Origin of the sequence: Halegenticoccus tardaugens (genome assembly GCF_004116405.1) — an archaeon.
In the GTDB taxonomy this organism is placed as follows: domain Archaea; phylum Halobacteriota; class Halobacteria; order Halobacteriales; family Haloferacaceae; genus Halegenticoccus; species Halegenticoccus tardaugens.
The window spans coordinates 169,411-194,318 of sequence record NZ_SDIC01000004.1; the positions used below are offsets into that span (position 1 = coordinate 169,411).

27 protein-coding genes are annotated in these 24,908 nt (G+C 69.3%); 16 read left to right on the plus strand and 11 right to left on the minus strand.

What is annotated here, in order from left to right; all coding sequences use genetic code 11:
• Window positions 1-15: 15 nt before the first annotated feature.
• Window positions 16-846, minus strand: coding sequence for an amidohydrolase (locus C3L37_RS11780; RefSeq protein WP_129114814.1), 831 nt, complete (start codon window positions 844-846; stop codon window positions 16-18).
• 268 nt (window positions 847-1,114) lie between these two features.
• On the opposite strand from C3L37_RS11780, the gene thsA reads away from it, so the two are divergent.
• The 4 genes from thsA (at window position 1,115) to C3L37_RS11800 (ending at window position 3,889) form a co-directional block, all read left to right on the plus strand.
• On the plus strand, window positions 1,115-2,674 hold the full coding sequence (gene thsA / locus C3L37_RS11785; RefSeq protein WP_129115257.1) for a thermosome subunit alpha: 1,560 nt from the start codon (window positions 1,115-1,117) through the stop codon (window positions 2,672-2,674).
• 188 nt (window positions 2,675-2,862) lie between these two features.
• Complete coding sequence (locus C3L37_RS11790; protein WP_129114815.1) at window positions 2,863-3,096, plus strand: hypothetical protein; 234 nt, start codon at window positions 2,863-2,865, stop codon at window positions 3,094-3,096.
• Window positions 3,097-3,146: 50 nt separating this feature from the next.
• Window positions 3,147-3,443, plus strand: coding sequence for an AbrB/MazE/SpoVT family DNA-binding domain-containing protein (locus C3L37_RS11795; RefSeq protein WP_129114816.1), 297 nt, complete (start codon window positions 3,147-3,149; stop codon window positions 3,441-3,443).
• Complete coding sequence (locus C3L37_RS11800; RefSeq protein WP_129114817.1) at window positions 3,440-3,889, plus strand: PIN domain-containing protein; 450 nt, start codon at window positions 3,440-3,442, stop codon at window positions 3,887-3,889. Before C3L37_RS11795 ends, C3L37_RS11800 begins: the two co-directional genes overlap by 4 nt.
• Before the next feature lie 200 nt (window positions 3,890-4,089).
• Here C3L37_RS11800 and C3L37_RS11805 read toward each other — a convergent pair whose 3' ends face one another.
• Entirely contained in the window at window positions 4,090-4,941 is an 852-nt protein-coding gene (locus C3L37_RS11805) for an SAM hydrolase/SAM-dependent halogenase family protein (protein ID WP_129114818.1), read from the minus strand.
• Window positions 4,942-4,946: 5 nt separating this feature from the next.
• Window positions 4,947-5,480, minus strand: coding sequence for a nicotinamide-nucleotide adenylyltransferase (locus C3L37_RS11810; protein WP_129114819.1), 534 nt, complete (start codon window positions 5,478-5,480; stop codon window positions 4,947-4,949).
• A 168-nt stretch (window positions 5,481-5,648) separates the two neighbouring features.
• On the opposite strand from C3L37_RS11810, the gene lonB reads away from it, so the two are divergent.
• The 3 genes from lonB to C3L37_RS11825 all read left to right on the plus strand — a co-directional run bounded on the left by lonB (window position 5,649) and on the right by C3L37_RS11825 (window position 9,306).
• Window positions 5,649-7,901, plus strand: coding sequence for an ATP-dependent protease LonB (gene lonB, locus C3L37_RS11815; protein WP_129114820.1), 2,253 nt, complete (start codon window positions 5,649-5,651; stop codon window positions 7,899-7,901).
• 6 nt (window positions 7,902-7,907) lie between these two features.
• Window positions 7,908-8,756: a CPBP family intramembrane glutamic endopeptidase gene (locus C3L37_RS11820; RefSeq protein ID WP_129114821.1), complete on the plus strand. Its 849-nt coding sequence runs from the start codon at window positions 7,908-7,910 to the stop codon at window positions 8,754-8,756.
• A 61-nt stretch (window positions 8,757-8,817) separates the two neighbouring features.
• A complete protein-coding gene (locus C3L37_RS11825) occupies window positions 8,818-9,306 on the plus strand; it encodes a DM13 domain-containing protein (protein ID WP_129114822.1) in 489 nt (162 codons plus the stop codon).
• A 33-nt stretch (window positions 9,307-9,339) separates the two neighbouring features.
• Here the strand turns inward: C3L37_RS11825 and C3L37_RS11830 are convergent, their stop codons facing one another.
• Window positions 9,340-9,798 carry an MGMT family protein gene (locus C3L37_RS11830; RefSeq protein ID WP_129114823.1) on the minus strand — a complete coding sequence of 153 codons (459 nt, stop codon included), beginning with the start codon at window positions 9,796-9,798 and terminating at the stop codon, window positions 9,340-9,342.
• Between the two features lie 83 nt (window positions 9,799-9,881).
• Between C3L37_RS11830 and trpC the strand changes: the two genes are divergently transcribed.
• The 5 genes from trpC to C3L37_RS11855 all read left to right on the plus strand — a co-directional run bounded on the left by trpC (window position 9,882) and on the right by C3L37_RS11855 (window position 14,475).
• Window positions 9,882-10,655, plus strand: coding sequence for an indole-3-glycerol phosphate synthase (gene trpC, locus C3L37_RS11835; RefSeq protein WP_129114824.1), 774 nt, complete (start codon window positions 9,882-9,884; stop codon window positions 10,653-10,655).
• Entirely contained in the window at window positions 10,652-11,905 is a 1,254-nt protein-coding gene (trpB, locus tag C3L37_RS11840) for a tryptophan synthase subunit beta (RefSeq protein ID WP_129114825.1), read from the plus strand. The genes trpC and trpB overlap by 4 nt, the downstream gene beginning before the upstream one ends.
• Window positions 11,902-12,738, plus strand: coding sequence for a tryptophan synthase subunit alpha (gene trpA / locus C3L37_RS11845; protein WP_129114826.1), 837 nt, complete (start codon window positions 11,902-11,904; stop codon window positions 12,736-12,738). The genes trpB and trpA overlap by 4 nt, the downstream gene beginning before the upstream one ends.
• A gap of 27 nt (window positions 12,739-12,765) precedes the next feature.
• Window positions 12,766-13,566: a 2-amino-3,7-dideoxy-D-threo-hept-6-ulosonate synthase gene (locus C3L37_RS11850; protein WP_129114827.1), complete on the plus strand. Its 801-nt coding sequence runs from the start codon at window positions 12,766-12,768 to the stop codon at window positions 13,564-13,566.
• Window positions 13,567-13,686: 120 nt separating this feature from the next.
• The gene (locus C3L37_RS11855) at window positions 13,687-14,475 is read left to right on the plus strand and encodes an SDR family NAD(P)-dependent oxidoreductase (RefSeq protein WP_129114828.1); all 789 of its coding nucleotides are present in this window, start codon (window positions 13,687-13,689) and stop codon (window positions 14,473-14,475) included.
• Between the two features lie 54 nt (window positions 14,476-14,529).
• On the opposite strand, the gene C3L37_RS11860 is transcribed toward C3L37_RS11855, so the two are convergent.
• Complete coding sequence (locus C3L37_RS11860) at window positions 14,530-15,711, minus strand: Imm49 family immunity protein (protein ID WP_129114829.1); 1,182 nt, start codon at window positions 15,709-15,711, stop codon at window positions 14,530-14,532.
• Window positions 15,708-16,550 (minus strand): restriction endonuclease, encoded by an 843-nt coding sequence (locus tag C3L37_RS11865; protein WP_129114830.1) that lies wholly within the window; start codon window positions 16,548-16,550, stop codon window positions 15,708-15,710. The genes C3L37_RS11860 and C3L37_RS11865 overlap by 4 nt, the downstream gene beginning before the upstream one ends.
• 38 nt (window positions 16,551-16,588) lie before the next feature.
• On the opposite strand from C3L37_RS11865, the gene C3L37_RS11870 reads away from it, so the two are divergent.
• Window positions 16,589-17,812 carry a 3-dehydroquinate synthase II gene (locus C3L37_RS11870; RefSeq protein ID WP_129114831.1) on the plus strand — a complete coding sequence of 408 codons (1,224 nt, stop codon included), beginning with the start codon at window positions 16,589-16,591 and terminating at the stop codon, window positions 17,810-17,812.
• A gap of 52 nt (window positions 17,813-17,864) precedes the next feature.
• Here the strand turns inward: C3L37_RS11870 and C3L37_RS11875 are convergent, their stop codons facing one another.
• From C3L37_RS11875 to C3L37_RS11885, 3 genes are all read right to left on the minus strand, one after another.
• Entirely contained in the window at window positions 17,865-18,269 is a 405-nt protein-coding gene (locus tag C3L37_RS11875; protein ID WP_129114832.1) for a zinc ribbon domain-containing protein, read from the minus strand.
• A gap of 52 nt (window positions 18,270-18,321) precedes the next feature.
• Window positions 18,322-19,020, minus strand: coding sequence for a type I 3-dehydroquinate dehydratase (locus C3L37_RS11880; RefSeq protein ID WP_129114833.1), 699 nt, complete (start codon window positions 19,018-19,020; stop codon window positions 18,322-18,324).
• 131 nt (window positions 19,021-19,151) lie between these two features.
• Complete coding sequence (locus tag C3L37_RS11885) at window positions 19,152-20,219, minus strand: DNA-methyltransferase (protein WP_129114834.1); 1,068 nt, start codon at window positions 20,217-20,219, stop codon at window positions 19,152-19,154.
• Between the two features lie 132 nt (window positions 20,220-20,351).
• Here C3L37_RS11885 and C3L37_RS11890 point away from each other — a divergent pair, with 132 nt between their 5' ends.
• The gene (locus tag C3L37_RS11890; RefSeq protein WP_129115258.1) at window positions 20,352-21,863 is read left to right on the plus strand and encodes a TrkH family potassium uptake protein; all 1,512 of its coding nucleotides are present in this window, start codon (window positions 20,352-20,354) and stop codon (window positions 21,861-21,863) included.
• A 26-nt stretch (window positions 21,864-21,889) separates the two neighbouring features.
• Here C3L37_RS11890 and C3L37_RS11895 read toward each other — a convergent pair whose 3' ends face one another.
• Window positions 21,890-22,849 (minus strand): transcription initiation factor IIB, encoded by a 960-nt coding sequence (locus C3L37_RS11895; protein ID WP_129114835.1) that lies wholly within the window; start codon window positions 22,847-22,849, stop codon window positions 21,890-21,892.
• Between the two features lie 216 nt (window positions 22,850-23,065).
• On the opposite strand from C3L37_RS11895, the gene C3L37_RS11900 reads away from it, so the two are divergent.
• Together C3L37_RS11900 and yjjX are read left to right on the plus strand one after the other, a co-directional pair.
• On the plus strand, window positions 23,066-23,833 hold the full coding sequence (locus tag C3L37_RS11900) for a cobalamin-binding protein (protein WP_129114836.1): 768 nt from the start codon (window positions 23,066-23,068) through the stop codon (window positions 23,831-23,833).
• A 23-nt stretch (window positions 23,834-23,856) separates the two neighbouring features.
• On the plus strand, window positions 23,857-24,435 hold the full coding sequence (yjjX, locus tag C3L37_RS11905; protein WP_129114837.1) for an inosine/xanthosine triphosphatase: 579 nt from the start codon (window positions 23,857-23,859) through the stop codon (window positions 24,433-24,435).
• Window positions 24,436-24,445: 10 nt separating this feature from the next.
• On the opposite strand, the gene C3L37_RS11910 is transcribed toward yjjX, so the two are convergent.
• The gene (locus C3L37_RS11910) at window positions 24,446-24,802 is read right to left on the minus strand and encodes a cupin domain-containing protein (RefSeq protein WP_129114838.1); all 357 of its coding nucleotides are present in this window, start codon (window positions 24,800-24,802) and stop codon (window positions 24,446-24,448) included.
• Window positions 24,803-24,908: the final 106 nt, after the last annotated feature.

The window sequence follows — 24,908 nt, forward strand, 5'->3', positions numbered from 1 at the left end:
CGCCGCGGACTACGCCTACGCCTCGACGCCCGGCGCGAGCGCGGGCACCACGCGCGAGGGGTTTTTCGAGAACGCGCGGCGCATCGCGTCCTCCGGCACGTCGAGCGTCAGCACCTGCATGACGCCGACGTTCGGGTGCGACTCGGGGACGCCGCTGCCGAACAGGATCCGATCGGGGTGTTCGAGCAGGCCGCGCTCCATCGGGGTGCGAGAACCGACGAAACTCGTATCGAGGTGGAGTCGGTCGTGCGTCTCGAGCATGTCGAGCGCGCGGGTCGCGAGCGTCCGGCTCGGCGGAAATCCGTCGAGGCTGGTGAGCACGACCGGGAAGGACCGCCCGAGTAACGGTCCGGCGACGGCCTCGGGGGGGAAGCGTTCGCCCGCGCGAACGAACACAGGCAGCGCGACGTCGTCGAGTTCGTCGAGCACCGCCGCGTCGGGGAGCCCGTCGACGGCCGGATCGAGCACGAACCCGTGAAAGCGATCGTCGTAGGCGAACCGCTCCACGTCCTCCGGGTCCGCGTGGTGCGCCTCGCGGCCGGCCGCGAGGTTCCGCAGTCGGGCGACCGGCCGGCCGGTCGGGTCGCGCGGGCCGTCGATCCGCGCGACCGCGAGGAACGGTCGATCGACGCTCAGCCGAGCGACCGCGTTGTTCGCCCGGAGGTACCCTTCGCCGGGCGGTCGCGGCCCCGGCGAGACGACCGCCTTCACCACGCCCGCCTGGTGCATCTCCCGCTCCAGCCGCTCGGGCGAGATCTCCCGTCCGCGGGCCGCCGCCTCGGTCGCGTCCGGATCGAGGCGAGCGCGCACGTCGACCACCCGAAACCCGTGCTCCAGCTCCAACATCGTGCGAGAACTCTCGGTCTGAATATGTAAGTTTTGAGGCGTACCTCCGCCGATCGTCCGATCCGGAGTCTCGCCGGCGGCACCCGCCGCGATCCGTCGTTTCCCGGGACGACGCGCCCGTCCGATCGACGCCCGCACACGCGCGCCGAGTGAGTCACGCTCACGCTCGGTCGCTCCCGTCGGGGGGTTTCCCCGAAAAAGAACAGAAATCTATATATAGAACCGCAATCCATGAATCCGGTGAGGTTTACTCATCATGGCAACACAGATGCAGCAACCACTGTTCATCCTCTCGGAGGGTAGCCAGCGAACGCGCGGACAGGCGGCGCAGGACTCGAACATCCGAGCCGGCAAAGCCGTCGCGAACGCGGTACGGACGACCCTCGGGCCCCGCGGGATGGACAAGATGCTCGTCGACTCCTCCGGCGACGTCGTCATCACGAACGACGGGGCGACGATCCTCAACGAGATGGACATCGAGCACCCCGCCGCCCAGATGATCGTCGAGGTGGCGGAGACGCAGGAGGACGAGGTCGGCGACGGCACGACGACGGCCGCGGTCCTGACGGGCGAACTCCTCGCGCAGGCGGAGGAGCTCCTCGAATCCGACCTGCACCCGACGGTCATCGTCGAGGGGTACCACGAGGCCGCCCGCCTCGCGCAGGAGGCCATCGACGCACAGGTGCTCGACATCGACCTCGACGACGACATCCTCGAGCAGGTCGCTGATTCGAGCATGACCGGGAAAGGAACCGGCGACGTGGCCGCCGGCACCCTGGCCAAGCAGGTCGTCACCGCCGTCCGGCAGGTCGCGGACGACGACGGCGCGATCGACCGCGACGACATCCACGTCCAGACGCAGACCGGCGCGAGTTCGAGCGCCACGGAACTCGTCGAGGGCGTCATCATCGACAAGGAGCCGGCGAACGACAACATGCCGCGGTCGGTCGAGGACGCGACGGTCGCGATCCTCGACATGAAGCTCGAAGTCCGCAAGGGCGAGGTCGACACGGAGTACAACATCACGAGCGTCGACCAGCTCAACGCGGCCATCGAGGCTGAGGAGGGCGAGCTCCGCGGCTACGCGAAGACGCTCTCGGACGCGGGCGTCGACGCCGTCTTCTGCTCGAAGAAGATCGACGACCGTGTGGCGGGCTACCTCGCGGACGCTGGGATCCTCGCGTACAAGAACGTGAAGAAATCGGACGCCAAGGCCATCGCCCGCGCGACCGGCGCGAAGCGGCTCGGCTCGCTGTCGGATCTCGACGAGAGCGACTTCGGCCACGTCGAGGGCGTCCGCGTCGAGAAGTACGGCGACGACGAACTCACCTTCGTCGAGGGCGGCTCGGCGGCGAAGGCCGTGACGCTGTTCCTCCGCGGCGGCACCGAACACGTCGTCGACGAGCTGGAGCGCGCGATGAACGACGCGGTCGACGTGGTCATCGCCGCGATCGACAAGGGCGGCGTCGTCCCCGGCGCGGGCGCGACCGAGATCGCCATCGCCGACCACGTCCGCAGCGCGGCCGCGGGCATCGAGGGCCGCAAGCAGCTGGCGGTCGAGGCGTTCGCCGACGCGGTCGACAGCCTCCCGCGCACCCTCGCGGAGAACACCGGCATGGACTCGATCGACGCGCTCGTCGACCTGCGCGCCCTGTACGAGAAGGACGGCCGCGCGGGCATCATCTCGACCGGCCGCGCCGGCGAGATCGGCGACCCCGTCGAACACGGCATCATCGACCCCGCGGCGGTCAAGCGCGAGGCCGTCGAGTCCGCCACCGAGGCCGCGACGATGATCGTCCGCATCGACGACGTCATCGCCGCCGAGTAAACCACCGGCTGAGCGAATCGATATTTTTCGGTTCTGTTTGAGTCCTCAGAAATGGGCGGAGATCGCACAGCACACTCCTGGAAGCCAGTGCAGCCGGAATCGGCACGTTCGGGCTGATAGGCCGTTAGGCCGTCCAGGGCACGGACGCCTCGGAGGACACGACTGCTCCGGAACTGACCCTCGAAACGTTGGAAGCAGACACAGAGTCTGGAACCCTCCGGGCGGAACGTGCAGAGAACTCGTACGTGGGGCCGATAGACGACGGTCAAGTAATTGGTATCGCCTTTCTCGACGGCGCTGGCGCCAGCGAAACCCAGGATCACGACGACGAGATCGTCGTTCACCTGTACGACCGCGAGGGCCGGTCGAAGGAACCTCTCAAGTGGAATCCCGGGGTATTACGAAAGCTTAAGTATTACTAGAATTTACGTATTACGAAGATTCAAGTAGTACGGTCGACTATCCGTCACGTATGAACGACGCCGAAGACGGAACCACCGTCGCCGTCACGAGCAAGGGACAGGCGACGATTCCCAAGAAGTTCCGCGACAGGCTCCGCATCGACACGCCCGGACGAATCCAGTTTATCGAAAACGAGCGGGGAGAGGTCGTGATCCGTCCAGTCAAGCGTCCGTCCGAGATTCGAGGCGCGCTCGCTTCGGGGGTCGACGAGGGGGAGAAGTCGGCCACGGAACTGCTCCGCGAGGAACGAAAGCGGGACGAAAAGAAAGCCGAAGAGAAGTTCGGTCGGTCAGGTCCGGATGAATGACTGTCGTCTTCGATGCCGAACCGCTCCTCGCCTTCTCGTTCGACGAACCCGGAGCCGTCGATGTCGAACACTGGCTCGACCGGGTGTACGACGGTGAACTGGACGGGTACGTCACGACCATAAACCTCGCTGAATTTCGGTATATCGCGACCCGCGAAACGTCGGCGGAGAAAGCCGACGCCCACATCGACGACCTCCGAGAGATGGGCGTGGCTGAATACGAGATCGACGACCTGTGGGAACTCGCGTCGGGTTTGAAAGCTTCGTACAGCCCGTCGCTCGGGGACGCGTACGCCGTCGCCGCCGCGAAAGAACTGGACGGCGAGCGGAACGTAACCCTTCTCGTGGGAGCGGACGACGACTACGACGCGTTCGAGGAAACGACGGAATTCGGACACCTGATCGAACGCTTCCGGGACGATCCGGCCAAACGCCGACCCGAGTGAGGCGAAGCCGACTGTGATGCGGTCCGATTCCGAATACGGATACCGCACCGTCAGCTACTGGTAGAGCGAGAGATGCTCTCACGCGAGGATGACCAGGCGAGGGCAGAGGAAGTTCGGACGGGTCGCCTCGTGCTCGTATCGCTCCGGATCCGCCCGACGGTACGCCTCGGTCGGCGTCAGTTCGAGAGCGCGACTGGGCGTCAGCGCCCGAGCTCGATGTCGACCGCGTCGCCCGGCGCGAGGCCGAACGCCTCGTCGCCCCGACCGCGGTTCACGTCGCACTCGACGGAGCCGTGGCTGCCGACCGTGACCAGCCGCTCGCCGGCGTCGACGGACGCGAACGACTCCCCGACGGGGACGCGCTCGCCGTTCACGACCACGGCGTCGCGCCCCCGGACGACCTCGCCGGGGACGTTCGTGATCGCGTTGCCGAAGTCGTCGACGACGAGCACCTCGCCGTCGACGGCGAGCGCCCGGCCCGTCGCGTCGTCCTCGCGGACGGTCGGCTCCGGGAACGCGAGGTCGACGAACTCGGCGGCGGGCGTCGCGGCCGAAAGCGTCTCCAGCGCGCCGACGCCGGCCTCGTGGACCTCGGCGGCGGCGGGGGCGAACACGTCCCGGCCGTGGAACGTCGCCGAGTCCGGGTTGTCGTACGCGTACGCGAACACCTCGACCGCGTCGTCGGGGTCGTCCCCACCGTCGGCGTCGTCGCCGGTTTCGTCCGCCGACGGGGAGGGGGACGCCGGCGACTCGGCCGCGATGCGGCGCGCGGCGGGGAGCAGCAGGCCGTTGTCGGGGCCGACGAGCGCGTGTTCGCCCGCGCGGACGACGAGCGCGGCGCGGTCGGTTCCGACGCCGGGGTCGACCACGGCGAGGTGGACCGCCGGCGGGAACCACGGGAGGACCTCGCGGAGCCAGAAGGCGGCCGCGCGCACGTCCTGCCGCGGGAAGTCGTGGGCGACGTCGACGAGGCGGGCGTCGGTCCGCCGGAGGAGCACCCCTCGCATCGCCGCGGGGTAGGGCGACCCGAAATCGGAGGCGAGCGTGATCACGGTCGTCACTCCGGATCGACGCCGTCGTCGCCGTTGGCGTCGGAGTCGGCGACCCGCTGGATGCGCTCGACGCCGCCGATCTCCGCGACGACCTCCACGACCGCCTCGGGGACGAGGCTCTGCCAGTCCTCGTCCTCGATCATCCGCTGGCGAAGCTCGGTCCCCTCCAGCACCTCCCGTCGGAACATCGGCGACTGGCGCACCTCGACGTCCGCCTCCGCGAACAGCTGGACGACGAGCGGGTTGTTCGAGTACGCCACGTCGAACGTCGGGCTCATGCTCTGGACGTGGCTCACCCAGACGGAGTTGCGTTCGAGGTCCTCGATGGGGACGACGTAGGTCGTGAGGTCGAACTCCGAGAGCGACTTCGTGAGCATCATGATGCGCTCGCCGGCGGTGAACGGGTTGCGCGTCGTGTGCGAGTCGCCCGCGCTCCCGATCCCCAACACGAGTTCGTCGACCTCCGAGGCGATCTCCTCGACCATGTGGTGGTGGCCGTTGTGGTACGGCTGGAACCGACCGATGTAGAACCCCCGCATACGGGACCTGTTCCGCGCGGTCATTTATAAAAACGACGAGAACACTCTTTCGATGAAATTAGCAGCGAGAGGGGTCGACACGTCAGTATGTGCTATTGTGACGGGGACGTCCGATGGGAGAAAGTATATCAGTTGCGCGACCCACCCTTTAGGTAGCGATATAGTTCTATGAGCAACGACATGGACAACGACGACAGCCTCCCGGAACAGGAGGCAGGCACGCCCGACCGTTCGAAGCGGTCAGACGAGGAGAGCACCGCGTCTGACGAGCGCTCCGACGGCGGCGCGGGTCCTGCGTCCGACCGGGGTGGGGTGGACTCCGAGTCGAACGAGCGGTCCGAGGGCGACGATTCGGCGGGCGGGCGGACGGTCGAGGGAGACGACGCGGCCGACGAAGGCGCGGACGACGGTTCCCTCTCCGACGACTCCGCAGCGGAGGGTGAAAAGGAGGAGACCTCGAACGAGCCGACGATCGACGACCTCGGCAGCGAGGTCGAGGTCACGGCCGATGTCGCGGACGAGGTCGACGAGGACGATCTCCTCGGCGGACTGCTGGTCGACTCGACCGCCGACATCGAGGTTCCCGACCGACTCGTCGACCAGGTCATCGGGCAGGAGCACGCCCGCGACGTCGTGATGAAGGCCGCGAAGCAGCGGCGACACGTGATGATGATCGGCTCGCCGGGGACGGGGAAGTCGATGCTCGCGAAAGCGATGGCGGAACTCCTCCCGAAAGAGGAGATGCAGGACGTGCTCGTCTACCACAACCCCGACGACGGCAACCGCCCGAAGGTGCGGACCGTCCCCGCGGGGAAGGGCGAGCAGATCGTCGAGGCGCACAAGGAGGAGGCCCGAAAGCGCAACCAGATGCGCTCGTTCCTCATGTGGATCATCATCGCGGTGGTCCTCGGGTACTCGCTCATCATCGCGGGGCAGATCCTGCTCGGCATCCTCGCGGCGGGTATCATCTACCTCGCGTTCCGCTACGGTAGCCGGAGCAGCGACGCGATGATCCCGAACCTCCTCGTGAACAACGCGGACACGACGACCGCGCCGTTCGAGGACTCGACGGGCGCGCACGCGGGCGCGCTGCTCGGCGACGTCCGCCACGACCCGTTCCAGTCCGGCGGGATGGAGACGCCCAGCCACGACCGCGTCGAACCCGGCGCGATCCACAAGGCGAACAAGGGCGTGCTCTTCATCGACGAGATCAACACGCTCGACATCCGCAGCCAGCAGCACCTGATGACCGCGATCCAGGAGGGCGAGTTCTCGATCACCGGTCAGTCCGAGCGCTCCTCGGGCGCGATGGTCCAGACCGAGCCCGTCCCGACGGACTTCATCATGATCGCGGCGGGCAACCTCGACGCGATGGAGAACATGCACCCCGCGCTCCGCAGCCGTATCAAGGGCTACGGGTACGAGGTGTACATGGACGACACGATCGAGGACACCCCGGAGATGCGCCGCAAGTACGCCCGGTTCGTCGCCCAGGAGGTCGCGAAGGACGGCCGCCTGCCCGACTTCACGGACGCGGCCGTCGAGGAGGTCATCCTCGAAGCCCGCCGCCGCGCCGGGCGGAAGGGTCACCTGACGCTCGAACTGCGCAACCTCGGCGGGCTCGTCCGCGTCGCGGGCGACATGGCCCGCGCCGAGGGCGCTGACCTCGTCACCCGCGAGCACGTGCTGCAGGCGAAGGGTCGCTCCCGCAGCATCGAACAGCAGCTCGCGGACGACTTCATCCAGCGCCGCAAGGACTACGAACTCTCGGTCAACGAGGGGTACGTCGTCGGACGCGTCAACGGCCTCGCCGTCATGGGACAGGACTCCGGCATCGTCCTGCCCGTCATGGCGGAGGTCACCCCCTCCCAGGGTCCCGGCGAGGTCATCGCGACCGGCCAGCTGAAGGAGATGGCGCAGGAGGCCGTCGACAACGTCTCCGCGATCATCAAGAAGTTCTCCGACGAGAACATCTCGGAGAAGGACATCCACATCCAGTTCGTCCAGGCCGGACAGGGCGGCGTCGACGGCGACTCCGCGTCCATCACGGTCGCGGCCGCGGTCATAAGCGCCCTCGAAGACGTCGGGGTGGCGCAGAACATCGCCATGACCGGCTCGCTGTCGGTCCGCGGCGACGTGCTCCCCGTCGGGGGCGTCACGCACAAGATCGAGGCCGCCGCGAAGGCCGGCATGAACACGGTCATCATCCCGAAGGCGAACATGCAGGACGTGATGATTGAGGACGAGTACAAGGAGATGATCGACATCGTCCCCGTCAGCCACATCAGCGAGGTGCTCGACGTCGCGCTCGAAGGCGAACCCGAGAAGGACTCGCTCGTCGACCGGCTCAAGAGCATCACCGGCACCGCGCTCGACGGCAAGAGCGTGAGCAAGAGCCCCGGCAGTCCCAGCCCGCAGTAGCCACAGATGGCCGACTGGGCGGCGTTCGCCGGCTTCGCGGGCGTCGTCCTCGGACTCCTCCTTCTCCTCGCGCGCGCGTCGCAGAGCGTCGTTCAGGGCGGCTCCACGGTTGGGGCCGACACGGACGCCGCCGACGGTTCGGCGTCGGGTGCCGGCGATTCGGCGACGGACACCAGCGACTCGACGACGTGCGCCGGTGACCCGGCGGTCGGCACCGGCGGGGCGACGACCGACGCCGACCCGCTCGCCCGCGAGGCGCCGACGTTCTCGACCGGCGCGCTGCTCCTGAACGTGGCGCTCTCGCAGGGGTTGTTCGGCGCGCTGTTGCTCGTCGGAGCGTGGTACGCGGAGATCCCCGCGTCGGCGCTCGGCGCGGGTCCCGGCGACGTCGGAGCGAACCCGCTCGGCCTCGGGGTCGCGCTCGGCGTCGCGCTTTACGCGCTGAACGAGGTCGGCGCGAGCGCCGGGGATCGCTGGGGTCTCGGACGGTCGGAGGAGCTTCGGCGCGCGCTCGCGCCGGACACGCTCTCCGGGTGGGCCGTGCTCCTGTTCGTCGTGTTGCCGGTCATCGCGGGCTTCGAGGAACTGCTGTTCCGCGGCGCGCTCGTCGGCGCGCTGAGCGTCGGCTTCGACGCGTCGCCGTGGCTCCTCGCTTTCTTCTCGTCCATCGCGTTCGCGCTCGGCCACGGCGCGCAGGGGCCGGCCGGCGTCGTCGTGACGGGCGTGCTGGGGTTCGCCCTCGCGGCGGCGTTCGTCGTCACCGGGAGCCTCCTCGTCGTCGTCGTCGCGCACTACCTCGTGAACGCGCTGGAGTTCGTCGTCCACGAGGGGCTCGGGATCGAGTGGGCGTCGTGACTCGGGCGCGGCGGACGCACGACCGGCGAACGCGGAAGCCCGGGGGCGTCTTCCGGTAGGTATGAAGCGCCGGACGCTACTCGTCGGTGCGGGCGCGCTCGGGACGGCCGCAGTCGGCGGGACCCTCGCGGCAGAACTGTTCCTCCCCGAGCGGTCGACCGCCGCCGCGGAGGGGTCGATTCCGCCGGACGCCGACGCGCTGAAGGAGGGATCGTTCGTCGGCAAGGACGGCCATCGGGTGTCGGGCACGGTCACCCTGTATCGCGACGGCGACGGTCACTTCCTCCGTTTCGAGGACTACGAGCAGACGCAGGGGCCGGACGTGTTCGTCTACGTGACCCCCGCGCCGGACCCCGACACGAGCGAGGAGATCGCCGAGGGACGCAAGGTGCTCATCGACGGCGGTGCGGACGGCGGCGAGAGCACGAAGGTCGGCACGTTCGTCCAGCGACTCCCCGAAGGCACCGATCCCGAGGGGTACGAAGGCGTCTCGATCTGGTGCGATCGGTTCGCCGTCCCGTTCGGCGCGGCGACGCTCGAACCGGTCTGAGACGACGGCGCGTCGCTCCCCCTCGCTCTTTGGCTATCCCGATCCCTCGATCTCCCGCAGCCGCGCCCGCACGTCGGACGGCGTCGCGCCCGACGCGCCCCGAACGCGGTGGTCGGGGACGAAGATCGGCACCGGGTTCTCCGAGAGCGCCGTCCGGACGGTCGCCAGATCGTCGTCGTCCTCGGCGTCGAGCCCCGCGAGGCGGGCCAGCCGCTCGACGGAGACGGTCTCGCCGCGCGGGACGTCGCGGAGGGCGTCGAGTGCCCGTCGGCGATCGGTCGGCACCGTCAGCGCGACGGACACGTCGTCGAAGCGGTCCGAAGCGCCGTCCAGGTAGTCGAACACGCGGTCGAGGAGCGCGTGCTCGGTCTCCGCGTCGTCCGGAACGTCCTCGGGGAAGGAGACGCTGATGACGCGCCCGCTCGCGATTCCGAGCTGCACCGCGCGACCCAGCGCCGACGACTCGCGCGCGTAGATTCCCGTGTCGTCCATACGCTAGTGTCGTCGATTTTCGCCCTTGAACCTGCCCCTCGGACGCAAGCCTTATGTCCAAATCAGCACAGTAGTGCACAACGATGAACGCTAATGAGGACTCAATGGCTCCGGCGGTCCGATCGATCCTCGCCGCCGCGAGAGAGCGCGACGGCGGCGACGAGCGGCTGTCGGCCGAGGCGCGGTCGCTGTCGGCGGCGTTCGCGGCGGCGGAGGCCGAGGGGCGCGTACCGGTCATCGCCGAGGTGAAGCCCACGAGTCCCACGACGGAGGGGACGCGCGAGGACGACCCCGTCGAACTGGCGAGGGCGATGGTCGCGGGCGGCGCGGCCGCGCTGTCGGTGCTGACCGAGCCGGACCACTTCGGCGGGTCGGCGGAGAACCTCCGGCGCGTCCGCGAGGCGGTCGACGTCCCCGTGCTCCGGAAGGACTTCCTCGTGCGCGAGGACCAGCTGGATCTCGTCGAGGCGGATCTCGTGTTGCTCATCGCGCGGTTCGTCGACGACCTCCCGGCGCTCGTCCGGGCGGCCGAGGCGCGCGGCTTCCAGGCGCTCGTCGAGGTGCACGACGAGGACGAACTCCGCGCGGCGCTCTCGGCCGGGGCGAGCATCGTCGGCGTGAACAACCGCGACCTGGCGCGGCTGACCGTCGACCTGGGGACGTTCGAACGCGTCGCGCCCCACGCCCCCGACGACGTCACCCTGATCGCCGAAAGCGGCGTGAAGACGCCCGCCGACGCGCGGCGGATGCGCGAGGCGGGTGCCGACGGTCTGCTCGTCGGCACCGCGATCATGGACGGGGACGCGCGGGCGAACACCGAACGGTTCACGGCCGCGGAGCGGCAGGGTGACGTATGAGCGCGAGCGACGGGAAGTTCGGCGACTACGGCGGCCAGTACGTCCCCGAGGCGCTGATGCCGGCCATCGAGGAGCTGACGGACGCCTACGAGCGGTACGTGCTCGAAAACGAGGACGGATTCGTCGACGAGTTCCGCCGGCGGCTCCGCGACTTCGGCGGCCGTCCGACGCCGCTTCAGCGCGCGGAGCGCCTCTCGGAGCGGTACGGCCGGGACGTGTACCTGAAGCGCGAGGACCTCGTCCACGGGGGCGCGCACAAGCTGAACAACGCGCTCGGACAGGCCCTCCTCGCGAAGTACATGGGCAAAGGGCGGATCATCGCGGAGACGGGGGCGGGCCAGCACGGTACCGCGACGGCGATGGCCTGCGCGCACCTCGGCATCGACTGCGAGGTGTACATGGGGACGCGCGACATCAACCGCCAGCGACCCAACGTGTTCCGGATGCGCCTCAACGGGGCCGAGGTGAACCCCGTCTCGGCCGGCCGCGGGACGCTCAAGGAGGCGATCAGCGAGACGATGCGCGACTGGGCGAAGAACGTCGAGGACACCCACTACGTCATCGGTTCGGTCGTCGGGCCGCACCCGTTCCCGAGCATGGTGCGGGACTTCCAAGCCGTCATCTCCGAGGAGGCGCGCGAGGGGATCCGCGAGGCGGCGGGCGGTCTCCCCGACAGCGTGCTCGCGTGCGCGGGCGGGGGGTCGAACACGATGGGCGCGTTCGCGCGGTTCGTGCCCGACGACGGCGTCGACCTCTACGCCGTCGAGGCCGGCGGGAGCGGCCTCGACGTCGACGAGGAGACGGGAATCGCGCCCAACTCGGCGTCGCTCACGACCGGCAGCGAGGGCGTCCTCCACGGCGCGCGGACGAAGCTCCTCCAGGACCGCCACGGGCAGATCATGGAGTCCCACAGCGTCTCCTCCGGCCTCGACTACGCCGGCGTCGGCCCCGAACTCGCCCACCTCGTCGACGAGGGGCGCGTCACCCCCGTGAACGTCGACGACGACGCGGCGCTGTCGGCGTTCCACCGACTCTCGCGGCTGGAGGGGATCATCCCGGCGCTCGAGACGGCCCACGCGTTCGGCTACCTCGAAGACGCCCACGAGGATCTCGGCGAGACGGTGATCGTGAACGTCTCCGGCCGCGGCGACAAGGACCTCGAATCGGTCGTCGAGGAGACGGCAAAGCGCGACATCGAGCACGCCCCCGACATGGACGTGTTCTCGGCCGGCGCGGGGGGGAGCCGATGAGCCGCATCCCGGAGGCGTTCGCCGACGGGCCGGCGTTCGTCCCCTACCTCGCCGTCGGCGACCCGGACTACGAGTCCTCGATCGAATACGTCGAGGCGCTCGCCCGCGGCGGGGCGGACGTGATCGAACTCGGCCTCCCCTTCTCGGAACCCGTCGCCGAGGGGCCGACGATCCAGAGCGCCGTCGTTCGATCCCTGGAGGCCGGAATGACTCCCGAGCGGTTCTTCGAATTCGTCGAGGAGCTGGACGTCGACGTCCCGCTCGTCTGCATGACCTACTACAACCTCATCTACCGCTTCGGCGACGAGGCGGGACCCGAGCCGTTCGTCCGCCGCGCCGCCGAGGTCGGCATCGACGGCTTCGTGGTGCCCGACCTCCCCGCGGAGGAGAGCGACCCGCTCCGGGAGGCGTGCGACGCGCACGACCGCGACCTGATCTTCATCGTCGCGCCGACGACGCGCGGCGAGCGCCTCGAACGGATCATGTCGCGGGTGTCGGGGTACGTCTACGTGCAGGCCCGTCTCGGCACCACCGGTGCGCGAACGGACGTGTCCGATCAGACCGACGCGAGCCTCGCCCGCCTCGCCGAGTGGGACGTGCCCAAGGCGGTCGGCTTCGGCATCTCGACGGGCGAGCACGCCGAGCGAATCGTCGCCGGGGGCGCGGACGGGATCATCGTCGGCAGCGCGCTGGTCGACATCGTGGCCGACGGCCACGAGCGCGGCGACGACGCGGGCGAGGTCGCCGCGAAGCTGGAGGGGAAAGCCGGAGAACTGAAGGAAGGAGCGGTCCGCGGAGCTCAGCGACGCGCGCCGCATCCGGAACGCACATAACCGAGCGTTGACACAGATTCACATACCATGACCACGGACGCAGGAACGGCGGCTCGACTCGAACGCATCTCGACGGACGGGCGATACCTCATCGTCCCGATGGACCACGGGATCACGCTGGGAGCCGTCACGGGCCTCAAGAACATCGAAGAGACGATCGACGCGGTGACGCGCGGCGGGGCGGACGCGGTGCTCACGCAGAAGGGCATCGCCCCGCGCGTCCACCCGTACAAGAACGACAAGGGGTACATCGTCCACCTGAACGCCTCGACCGTCATCGGCCCCGATTCGAACGACAAGCGCGTGACCGGCACCGTCGAGGACGCGATCCGGGCGGGCGCGGACGCCGTCTCCCTCCACCTCAACGTCGGCAGCACCCACGAACCGGAGCAGATCGAGGACCTCGCGCGCGTCACGTCGGACGCCCGCCGGTTCGGGATTCCCGTGCTGGCGATGACGTACGCCCGCGGCCCCGGCGTCGACGAGCACGACGCCGAGAGCCTCGGCCACGCCGTCCGCCTGGGGGAAGAGCTCGGCGCGGACGTGATCAAGACCGCCTACAGCGGCGACGCCGACAGCTTCCGCCACGTCGTCGAGTCGACGCGCCTCCCCGTGGTCATCGCGGGCGGCAGCCGCGGCACCGACCGGCGGACCATCGAGATGGTCCGCGGCGCGATGGACGCCGACGCGGCGGGCGCCTCGATGGGCCGAAGCATCTTCCAGCACGAACACCCCGAGGCCATCGCCCGCGCCGTATCGGCGGTCATCCACGACGACCGCGAGACCGACGAGGCGCTGGAGATCGCGGGCCTGTCGGCGCAGGCGTAGGCGGCGGCGTGGACGTACGCGTCACCGGACGGACTCCGCGGCGCGCGCCTCGACCGAACCGCCACTCGTCGGAATCGAACCGGGGCCGAGAGTTTTGTGCCGCCGCGACGATGGGGAGCCATGGCGTCAGTAACCTACGACTTCACGGACGAGACGGCGATCGTGACGGGCGGGTCGAGCGGCATCGGGCGCGAGGTGGCGCGGCGCTTCGGCGAGGCGGGCGCGACCGTCGTCGTCGCCGACGTCCGCGACGCGCCGAAGGACCTCGACGAGACGATCCCGACGCACGAGGCGATCCGCGAGGCCGGCGGCGAGGCCGAGTACGTCGAGACGGACGTCTCGGTGCCCGAGGAGATCGAGTCGGTCGTCGAGGCGGCCCGCGACTTCGGCGGCGTCGACGTGATGGTGAACAACGCGGCCGTCCAAATCCCCGGCCGGATGTTCGAGATCACGAGAGAGCAGTTCGACCGGATCCACGCCGTGAACGTCCGCGGCGTCTACTTCGGCGTTCGGGCGGCCGCGACGGACATGCTCGACCGCGACGACCCGGGGTGCATCGTCAACACCGCATCGATCAGTTCGAACCTCGCGCAGAAGGGGCAGGTGCAGTACGACTCGACGAAGGGGGCGGTGCGGATGATCACCCGCGGGTCGGCGCTCGAACTGTCCGAACACGAAATTCGCGTCAACGCCGTCGCGCCCGGCCAGATCGCCACCGAGTTCGCCGAGGGGTGGACCGAGGAGGCGGAAGAGAAGGGCGCGCGGGGCGAACTCCTGAAACCCATCCCCCTCGGCCGGGCGGGGACGCCCGAGGACGTCGCCGGCGCGGCGCTCTTTCTCGCGAGCGACGACGCGCGGTACGTGACGGGCGAACTGCTGCACGTCGACGGCGGCTGGCAGATCTGCTGACCCGGCGCGGTTCGGCCGGTTCGACCGGCGGCTCCACGATCCGGCTCGCCGCGCTCACCCGCCTCCTTTTATCATCTTGATCCGGTCGACGCCCAGCTCGGAAATCGACTCGTCGAAGAGGTGATCGCCACGCTGCCGCTGGGCCACCACGAGTTTGCGTTCGAGCGTCCCATCGTCGCGCGCGGCGTCGAGGGCGGCGGCCAGCTCCCGCTCGTCGTCGGCCGACGCCTCCGAGAACGCCTCGATCACGGCGTCGACCCACTCGTCGGAGAGCGCCCGCCCGTGCGCCGTCATCGGCAGGTCCTCCGCCGTGACCTCGCGGTCGCCGGGGTGTTCGATCGACACGACGAGGACGTACGCGCCGGTGTCCGGGTCGCGCTCCACGTCGGGGAGTTCGAAGCCGCCCGCGCCGTCGCCGACTCCGGCACCTCCGACGTCGCCGACGTTCCCGCCCTCTTCGACGTCGTCGGCGAGGAGCACCTCGGGGACGTACGGGCTGTCGATGGTGACGGTCAGCCCTCGGTCGCGGGCGAGCAGACACAGGGACGCCGGCGTGTCGGCGATGTAGTCGGTCGGGCTGTCGGTGTCGGCGGTCACGGTCTCGTCGTGGTATCCGAGGAGCGTCCCGAGCCCGTCCGCGACCCCCGACACGTCGGCGGCGAGGATCGCCGCGCAGACGCCGGCGATCGCCTCCATGTACGGGTTGTTCACCTCCGCCAGCGCCTCGCGGTAGTTCGAAAGCAGGTCGTCCGCGCGGTCGTCGTCGAGGACGATCGCGGCGCGGAGCGTCGCGGTGTAGTACCGCGTGTGGTTGTCGTCGTACGGCGGGCCGGCGAACTCGTCGAGGTACGCGTCGTCCATCGCGAGCGTCTCGGTCGCGGCCTCGGCGAGGAGGTCGTCGTCGCGGGCGAGTTGCGCCGTGATCATCGCCCGGAGCAGCACCGCCGGGTCACTTTCCCTGTCGACCTTGTCTCGCGTGTCCGGCGGGGCGCGGGCCTCGCGGACGCTTTCGAGGTAGTACCGCCCCGCCTCGGCGTACGCCTCCCTGGCCTTCTTGCCGTCGCCGAGGAGCGCGTGAGATCCCGCGAGCGTTCTGTAGCGATTCGCGAGCGCGAACCAGTGTCTGGATATCGCGTGATCCTCGATTTTTCCCTCCTCTCGCCAGAGGTGGTTTTTTTCAATGTTCTCGCGGTACCGCGAGATCAGGTCGTTCAGTCTTTTTTCCGAGAATCTCATTGTGTCACCTCATCCGTTTTTACTATCGTTACGCCATCTAGGTCAAGATCAGGGTCTGAAAGCCCTGCGGTGATCGTCGAATCCGATTTCGAATCTTGAACGACGACCGCCTCTTTCCGATAATTACCGTTCTGGATGGCTAACTCTAGATCGTCTGGGACATCGGCTCCCTTTTCGAGTAGTTCTTTTTCGAACGCGTCCTCGATCCACCTGTCTGACATCTGCGTTGCCTTCGAACCGTCGTCTAGCGTCCGCTCTGAACTGAATTTGTTTTTGCCGATCGGTTCCGACGATCGGGTGAATTTGACTTCGACGATGACGTATTCGCCGGTCTGCGTGTCCTTGGCGATGAGATCGATCCCGGGATCAGAACCGCGTTTGTCGGCGAAGACGACCTCCTGATTCTTCCGGTCTTTGATGAGCGCGGGCGCAATGTCTTCCTCGACGACGTCCCGCCCGATCTCGCTGCTGGACCGATCTTTGAGGTCGTCGGCCGAGTCGATCCGGTCGCTCCGCGAGACGTAGAATCCCTCACCGTCTTCCGGATAGTTAAATTCGAGGTCGACGCCGTCGCGCTCGCCACGGACGACGACTCCGCTCGCGGTTCGCGTCACTTCGGCAGCGCTATCGAGGTCGTTGAGGACGCCGCCGAGATCTTCTCCGGCCAGCGAACGAACGAGTTCGTCTTGTTGTCCGCTGAGTTCGGATAGCCGACGTCGATCGACATCGGACGCTCTCTGCAGCGCCGTGGTCTGCTGTGTCTCCGGCAGTTCGAGTAATCGACCGCTGAGACGCCGGTCCCGCGAAACCGGTCGTCCCCGTTCGAACTCCCGACGCATCCGCCACGTTCAAGCCGTCCCCCCGAGTGCCACCGATAATGACACGCAGCGTGTGGCTGAAGGCCGACGACGCGGTCGGCGACTGGGACGCGCGGAAAAAGCGGATCACCGCCGGGCTCGAAGCCGGCGTCGACTGGGTGCTCGTCGACGAAGAGGACGTGGCGCGCGTCCGCGAACTGGGCGACGTGAAGGTCGCCGCGTTCCTCGCGGGCACGGACGCGCATGTCATCGACGCGGAGGAAGCGGACGAAAAAGAGGAGGGCGAGGCCGCGGACGCTTACGTCGTCGGCAAGGACGGCGAGGGCGACGGGACGATCGACCTCCCCTCGGACTTCTCGGGGTCGGCCGACCTCACGACTCTCCGGCGCTACGACAACCGGGCGCAGGGATCGTACGTCCGCATCCGCGGCAAGGCGTACGAGACGTTCGCCGAGGAGGCCGCCGTCGACGCCGAGTACACGATCGTGGTCGGCGAGGACTGGAAGATCATCCCGCTCGAGAACCTCATCGCCCGCATCGGCGAGGAGACCGACCTGATCGCGGGGGTGACGACCGCAGACGAGGCGCAGACGGCGTTCGAGACGCTCGAACTCGGCGCGGACGGCGTTCTGCTCGACACCGACGACCCCGACGAGATCAGACGGACCGTCGGGGTCCGCGACGCGACGGAGCGGGAGAAACTCGACCTCCGCTGGGCCGAGGTGACGGCCGTCGAGCGAACGGGCATGGCCGACCGCGTCTGCGTCGACACCGGGTCGATCCTCGAACACAACGAGGGGATGCTCGTCGGGAGCCTGGGCCGCGGCCTCTTTTTCGTCCACGCGGAGACCGCGGAGTCGCCGTACGTCGCCTCCCGACCCTTCCGGGTGAACGCGGGCGCGGTCCACGCCTACGTCCGCACGCCCGGCGGCGGGACGAAGTACCTCTCGGAGCTGAAAAGCGGCGACGAGGTTCAGGTCGTCGACACCGAGGGGCGAACCCGCGAGGCGATTGTCGGTCGCGTGAAGATCGAAAAGCGGCCGATGTTCCGCGTCGAAGCCGAGGTCGACGGCGACGCCGGCGGGGCCGAACGCGCCGACGGGGACGGGTCGGGCGATCGGATCGAAACCCTGCTCCAGAACGCGGAGACGATCAAGGTCGCGACGAGCGACGGCCGAAAGGCGGTGACGGATCTCCAGGTGGGCGACGAACTCCTCGTCTACTACGAGGACACCGCCCGGCACTTCGGCGAGGCGGTCGAAGAGAGCATCATCGAAAAGTAAGTCCGAGCGAGGCGGTCGAAAGCCGGGGCGATCCGGCGAATCGCCGGGTCGATCACTCGGCGGCGCGCGGTTCCTCCTCGGAGGGGGCGCGGTCGAGCCGCGCCGTACACCACTGACAGAAGTCCAGGTCCGGATCCACCTCGCGCCCGCAGTGGGGGCACGACTCGCCGTCCGACGAGCCGGCGTCGCCGCGGGGCGCGCCGTCCCTCGCGATCGTGTACGCGTCGAGCGCGCTGAGGAAGAAGGCGACGACGGTCGCGACCATCGCCTCCACGGGGAGATCCTCCGCGCCCTCGATCGTCGTCGGATCGGCGACGGCGGTCGTTATCGCCATCGCGGTGCCGATGATCACGAGAAACCACAGCGCGGCGCGTCGCCACCGCCGGAGATAGACGTGGCCGGCTCCCGCGACGAGAAGCGCCAGCGCGGCGGCCAGCCACGGACGATTGCGTCCCATCATCCCACCCTTGTCGGTGACGGCTACTGAACTTTCTGACTCGCCGGCACGGTCAGGAGAGCCTGTCGATCAGCGACGCGAGCGTCGCGAGGTCGTACTGCCCCGGCGCGGTCGCCCGCGCGGGCTCGACCGGCGCGTACCCGATCTTCGACCCGTAGATCGGCGCGACGGCCCGCGTGTGCCGCCCCGCCTCGCCCATCGCCATCGTCGCCACGCGCTCGCCCGCCGCGGTCGCGTCGTGGGTCGCGGAGAGCAGCGCGAGCGCGTCCGCGCGGTCGGTCGCGGTGACCGCGAGTTTACCGACGTCGCCCGCGGCGGCCGCCGCGGCGAGCGACTCGCGGAGTTCCCCTCCGGGCGGCGTCGACTCGAAGTCGTGGACGGAGACGATCACCGCCGCCCCGTGGTCTCGGGCGCGGTCGCACAGGTCGGCGGCGCGGTCCGGCCCCGAACCGACGTCGTCGGGAGCGGTCCCCCGGAGGCTCGCCAGTTCGACGTCGATCGCCTCGACGGCGTCGAACGCGGCGGCGCGGGAGAGCGCGTCGAGCCGCCCCTCTCCGGCGGCCTCGCCGCCCTCCCAGACCGCGCGGTTCGTCGCGACGATCGGCAGTTCGCCGTCGTAGGCCGCGAGCGCGTCGAGTGGGTCGGTCGCGAGGTCCATCCGAAACTCGACGGCGTCGGCTCGCCCGCGCGCGGCTGGCTCCTCCGCGAGGTCCCCCGTGCTCGCCGCGAGGACGAACGAGTCGAAGTCCATGCGTGAGCCAACCGCCCCCGACGGGAAAACCGTTGCCCGTCGCGGCGGCGGGCGGTGGGGCGCGACGGGAGTCCCCGAGGAACCACGGCGCGGCGGTCGGCCGGCGCCGTCGTCCGCTCGTTTCCGTCCGTCTATCGGTTCGGACCGCTTCGATCCTCGACGGGGACGTGCTCCGCACGGTACCGGACCCGATCACCGCGACCCGTCGGCGCGTCCCGCTCGACCGAGTCGACCTCGTACAGCCGGATGCGACGCTCCTGCTTCGTGACGACCGGGAAGTCGTAGTGGACCGCGTCGTAACGCGGACGCTCCTCGCGACCGTCGACGAACGTCCGGTGGCGGTCGAGCCGCGCCTCGGCCCGCTCCCGGGAGCCGGCGGGGAGCCCGTCGAGGCGCGCTTCGAACGCCGAAACGAGTTCCGCGTCGAGTTCGTATCCCACCGAGTTGCGCGCCGCGAGCGCCGCCGCGACCCCCGTCGTCCCGGTGCCCGCGAAGGGATCGAGCACGGTGTCGTCGTACAGCGAGTACATCCTGATCAGCCGCAGCGGGAGTTCGACCGGGAACGCGGCGGAGCGCTCGCGGACCGCCGGATCCGAAAGCTCCTGCGCTTCGCCGCCGATCTCCCAGAGGTCCGAGAACCACTCGTTGCGCTCCTCCCAGAAGAACGCGCTCTCGTAGCGAGCCGGGTCGCCGGCGGGAAACGAGCGGGCGTCCCCCTTCCGAAAGAGCAGGACGTACTCGTGTTCGAGCGTGACGTAGGCGCTCGGCGGGAGCATGCCCGAACCCATGAACTTCGTGAGCCGGTTGGTCGGCTTCCGCCAGAGCACGTCGGGGAGCGACCGGAGGCCGCGCTCGCGGAAGGCGTCGACGATCCGGGCGTGGTTCGGGAACTGACGGAACTCGCCGTCGACGGAGCGCGTGGCGTCGCCGACGTTGACGCAGGCGATCCCGCCGGGCGCGAGCGCCCGGACGACCTCGTCCCAGACCGCGTCCAACTGGGCGTGCATTCGCTCGAAGGCACCCTCGGCGTCCCCCTCCGCGAGCGCCGTCGCGACCGCCGAATCCCGCGAGGCGAACAGGTCGTCCCACATCTCGATCATCGGATACGGCGGCGACGTGACCACCAGATCGACGGAGCCGTCGGCGACCGCGTCCATCTCGGCGGCGTCGCCGACTCGGAGGGCGTGCTGCGTCTGCATCGTTCGCCTCTGGGTGCGCCCCCCATTAGTGTCTTTTGTCCAAAATTTCTCCCGCCGAACGAACTCGCGTCGGAGCGTCGGTCGCGTCGAACCGGTGCGTTCTTTCGCCGACGACGTGAGAATCGTCGTGTGATCGGGAGAGCGAACGGCGTGCGCGTCGACTGGCGGGCGAGCCTCAGCACCGTCGGCACGATCCAAAAGTGGAGCGCCGTGCTGCTCGTCCTCCCGCTTTTCGTCGCGGTCGTCGACGGGGAGGACGTCGCTCCCTTCCTCGCCACCGCCGCCGTCGCGGTGTCTCTGGGCGTGTCGCTGGAGCGACTCGATCCCGAGCCGGATCTCGGCGGTCGCGAGGCGTTCCTGATGGTGTCGCTCACGTGGCTGTCGCTCGCGCTCGTCGGCGCGATCCCGTTCGTCCTCGCGGGCAACGGCACGCTCGCGAACCCGGTGAACGCGCTGTTCGAGAGCATGAGCGGCGTGACGACCACCGGCGCCACCGTCGTGCTCGACTTCGACGCCCACTCCCGCGCGGCCATGCTGTGGCGCTCGCAGCTCCAGTGGCTCGGCGGGCTCTCCATCCTCGTGCTCGCCGTCGCCGTCCTCAGCACGCTCTCGTACGGCGGCGCACAGCTGATGGAGACCGAGACGCAGACGAAGGATCTCCACAAGCTGACGCCGCGCATCGCCGAGACGGCCCGCCTCCTCGGGAAGCTGTACCTCGGGTTGACGCTCGCCGCGATCGCGTTCCTCTACGGGCTTCGCGTGGTCGGCCTCGCGCCCGAGATGACGCTCTTCGACGCGGTCGCACACGCGTTCACGTCGGTCTCGACGAGCGGTTACTCGCCGCGCGCAGACAGCATCGCCGCCTTCTCGCCCGCCGTCCAGTGGGCCACGATCCCCCTGATGGCGGTCGGCGCGACGAACTTCGTCCTCCTGTACAACGTCACGCAGGGGCGGTGGCGGCGGCTGGTCGACAACGAGGAGTTCCGCTTTTACCTCGGGATCCTCGGCTTCTTCACCGTCGTCGTGGCGGGACTGCTCGTCGCCGACCCGAATCAGGAGGCGTTGACCGCGGAGGAGATCGTCCGCCACTCGCTGTTTCAGGTGACCTCGATCGTGACGACGACCGGGTACGCGAGCGCCGACTTCGACGCGTGGTCGCCGGCGGCGAAGAACGTCCTCTTTCTCTGTATGTTCATCGGGGGGATGGCCGGGAGCACGACCTGCTCGATCAAGGCGCTGCGCTGGCTCGTCGCGCTCAAGGCGTTCCGCCGGATGCTCTTTACCACCGTTCACCCGCAGGCGATCCGGCCGCTCCGGCTGAGCGGCGAGGTCGTCGACGAGGACTCGATCCACCAGATCTACGCGTACACCCTCCTCAGCGTCGTCATCTTCTTTCTCGCGACGATATTCGTCGTCGCCGACGGCGCTCGCGCCGGATTGGGGCTCACGGAGTTCGAGGCGATGAGCGCCGCCGCGGCGACGTTTCTCAACATCGGGCCGGCGTTCGGCGTCGCCGGGCCGTTCGCCAGCTTCACCGACTTCCCCGCGAGCACGAAGCTCGTCATGACGCTCCTGATGTGGATCGGCCGCATCGAGATCATCCCGGTGCTAGTGCTCTTCACGCGGGCGTACTGGTGGAGTTGAAGAAAAAGACTCGCCTCCGCGGGTCGTTACGCGACGCCGAGGCCCTCTTCGGCTTCGAGGAGTTCGTGGTACCGGTTGCGGATGGTGACCTCGCTGATGTCCGCGACCTCGCTGACGGCGGCCTGCGTCGTCTTCTCGTTGGTGAGGAGGGCCGCGGCGTAGACGGCGGCCGCGGCGAGCCCGACCGGGCTCTTCCCGCTGTGGACGCCCTTCTGTTTCGCGTTGCGGAGGAGCTGGCGCGCGCGGTGTTCCGCCTCGTCGGAGAGGCCGAGCGAGGAGGCAAAGCGGGGGACGTACTGCTCGGGGTCCGCGGGCTGTACTTCGAGCGAGAGCTCGCGGACGACGTAGCGATAGGTCCGGGCGACCTCGCTCTTTTCGACGCGTGAGACGTCAGTGATCTCGTCGAGGCTGCGCGGGACGCCGGCCATCCGCGCCGCGGCGTACACGCAGGCGGTCGCGACGCCCTCGATCGAGCGCCCCGGCAGGAGCCCGTCGTTGAGCGCGCGGCGGTAGATGACGCTTGCGGTCTCGCGGACGTTCTCGGGCAGCCCGAGCGCGCTCGCCATCCGGTCGATCTCCCCCAGCGCCTGCTTCAAGTTCCGCTCCTTCGAGTCGCGCGTGCGGAACCGCTCGTTCCACTTGCGGAGTCGCTGCATCTTCTGGCGCTGGCGCGAGCCGAGGGAGTTGCCGTAGGCGTCCTTGTTCCGCCAGTCGATGTTCGTCGACAGGCCCTTGTCGTGCATCGTGTTCGTCGTCGGCGCGCCCACGCGGGACTTCTGGTCCTTTTCGCTCGCGTTGAACGCTCGCCACTCTGGGCCGCGGTCGACCGAGTCCTCCTCGACGACGAGCCCGCAGTCGGCGCAGACCGTCTCGCCGCGCCCCTCGTCGGCGATGACGTGACCGCCGCATTCGGGACAGCGCAGCGCCTCGCTGGGGCCGGACTCTCGCTCCGTCGGTCGGGTTCGTGTGTGCGTCTTTTCACTCATAGATGGGACGGCGGTGCTGCCGGGGGCGAAAAAGCCTGAAAAACCCGGAAGCGGTCCTTGGACGGAAGACGGGCGAAAGGTATTTAAATCGTTTGGTGTCTTGCGCGAGTTCCGTCGAATCGAGCGTCGAAACGTCGGAATTTGATTTGAGATGGTAGAAATTAAATATACGACAGGTCGGGGAGGGTATTTGCGTGTGCAGGTCCGTCGGGGAACATGGACGGCAGTTCCCGGATCGCGTCGTTGGCACCGAGCGCGACCGCAACGCTGGTCGCGATGGGCGCGGCGGACGCGCTGGTCGGCGTGACGGCCCACTGCGGGGCGGATCGCCCGGTCGTCGGCGGGTGGCTGAACCCCGAGTACGACCGCCTGGCGGCCCTCGAACCCGACGTCGTCTGCACCTGCGACGCCCTGCAGGCGGAGATCCGAGACGAGTTGCGGGCGCGGGGCTACCGGGTCCACCACGCCGAACCGACGACGCTCGACGAGGCGATCGACTCGTTCGCGGCGCTGGGTCGCGCGGTCGGACGGGCCGAAGCGGGCGAACGACTGGCCGACGAGTCGCGCGAGCGGCTCGACCGCATCGCGTCGCGCGTCGCCGGTCGCCCGCGACCGACCGTCTACTGCGAGGAGTGGTCAGACCCGCCGATGGCCGCCGGCAACTGGGTGCCGGACGCCGTCGCCGCCGCCGGCGGCGCGTACCCGTTCGTCGAGGCCGGCGAGCGATCCCGGGAAGTGTCCGCCGGGGAGGTCGAAGCCGCGGCCCCGGCGTACGTCGTCCTCCACGTCTGCGGCCGCGGCGACCGCGTCGACCCCGAAACGGTCCGAGAGCGGGGGTGGGACCTCGACGCCGAGGTGCGCGTCTTCGACGATTCCCTCCTGAACCAGCCGAGCCCGCGGCTCGTCGACGGCGTCGCCGCGCTCGCCGAACTGCTGCACGGCGGCGCGGCGCGCGAGGGCGGGACCGATCCGACAGAGCGATAGTCCTCCGCCGGGGATCGGCCGGTATGCGAGTCGGCGTCGGCAGCGGCAACCCGGTGAAGCGGCGCGCGGTCGAGTCGGTCCTCGGCGAGGCGACCGTCGAGGCCGTCCCGGTCGAGTCGGGCGTGAGCGAGCAGCCGTTCGGTCACGCCGAGACGGTCGCCGGCGCGGAGAACCGTGCCCGGCGCGTCCTCGGCGCGGGCGCGTACGACTACGGCGTCGGGGTCGAGGGCGGCGTCGCCGCGTTTCCGCGCGAACCGGCGGCCGATCGGCCCGCGTCCGACGCCGCGGCCGGACTCGGGAGCGCGGTCGGCTTCGACGCCCCCGACGGCCTCTTTCTCGTCATGTGGGCCGCCGTCACCGACGGCGAACGCGTCGGTCTCGGGGCGGGACCGAGCCTCGAACTCCCCGCGCCGATCGCCGACCGGGTCCGCGAGGGCGAGGAACTGGGCCCGGTGATGGACGACGCGCTCGGGACGACCGACGTGGCGAAAAAACGGGGCGCGGCGGGCGCGCTCACCGGCGGGCGGATCGACAGGGAGTCGGCGCTCGCCGCGGCCGTCGCCGGCGCGTTCGGGCCGTTCGCGACCGATCTGTACGACTGAGGGCGGGTCCTCACTCCTCGACGACGACGCCGTCGTCCTTCGCGTTCGGCGCGCCGACGACGAACACCTCCCCGGCCGCCGTCGCCGTCAACTTCCGTTCCGCCTCGGGCGGGACCACGATCACCTCGCCGGGGCCGGCCTCGAACGTCTCGTCGTCGACGGTCACCTCGAACCGGCCGCTGAGAACGTGGTACAGCTCCTCCTGTTCCCGCTGATAGTGCCGGTTGCTCGACTCGCCGGCCTCGTAGACCCAGACGTTCGGGCGCATCCGCTCCGGGCGCAGTTCGTAGCCGACGGCCTTCAGGGACGGCTCGGTCGCGTCGAGATCGCGGACCTCCACCTCGTCGAGGGTGACGCGCGAGTACATGCCGGACGGTTCGTCGGCGGCTCGAAAAATCGACGCCAACCGGCGATCCGCGCCGGTTCGCGGGTCGAAAGCGGGTCGAGGGGGTCGCGCCGACGGGCGGAAACCC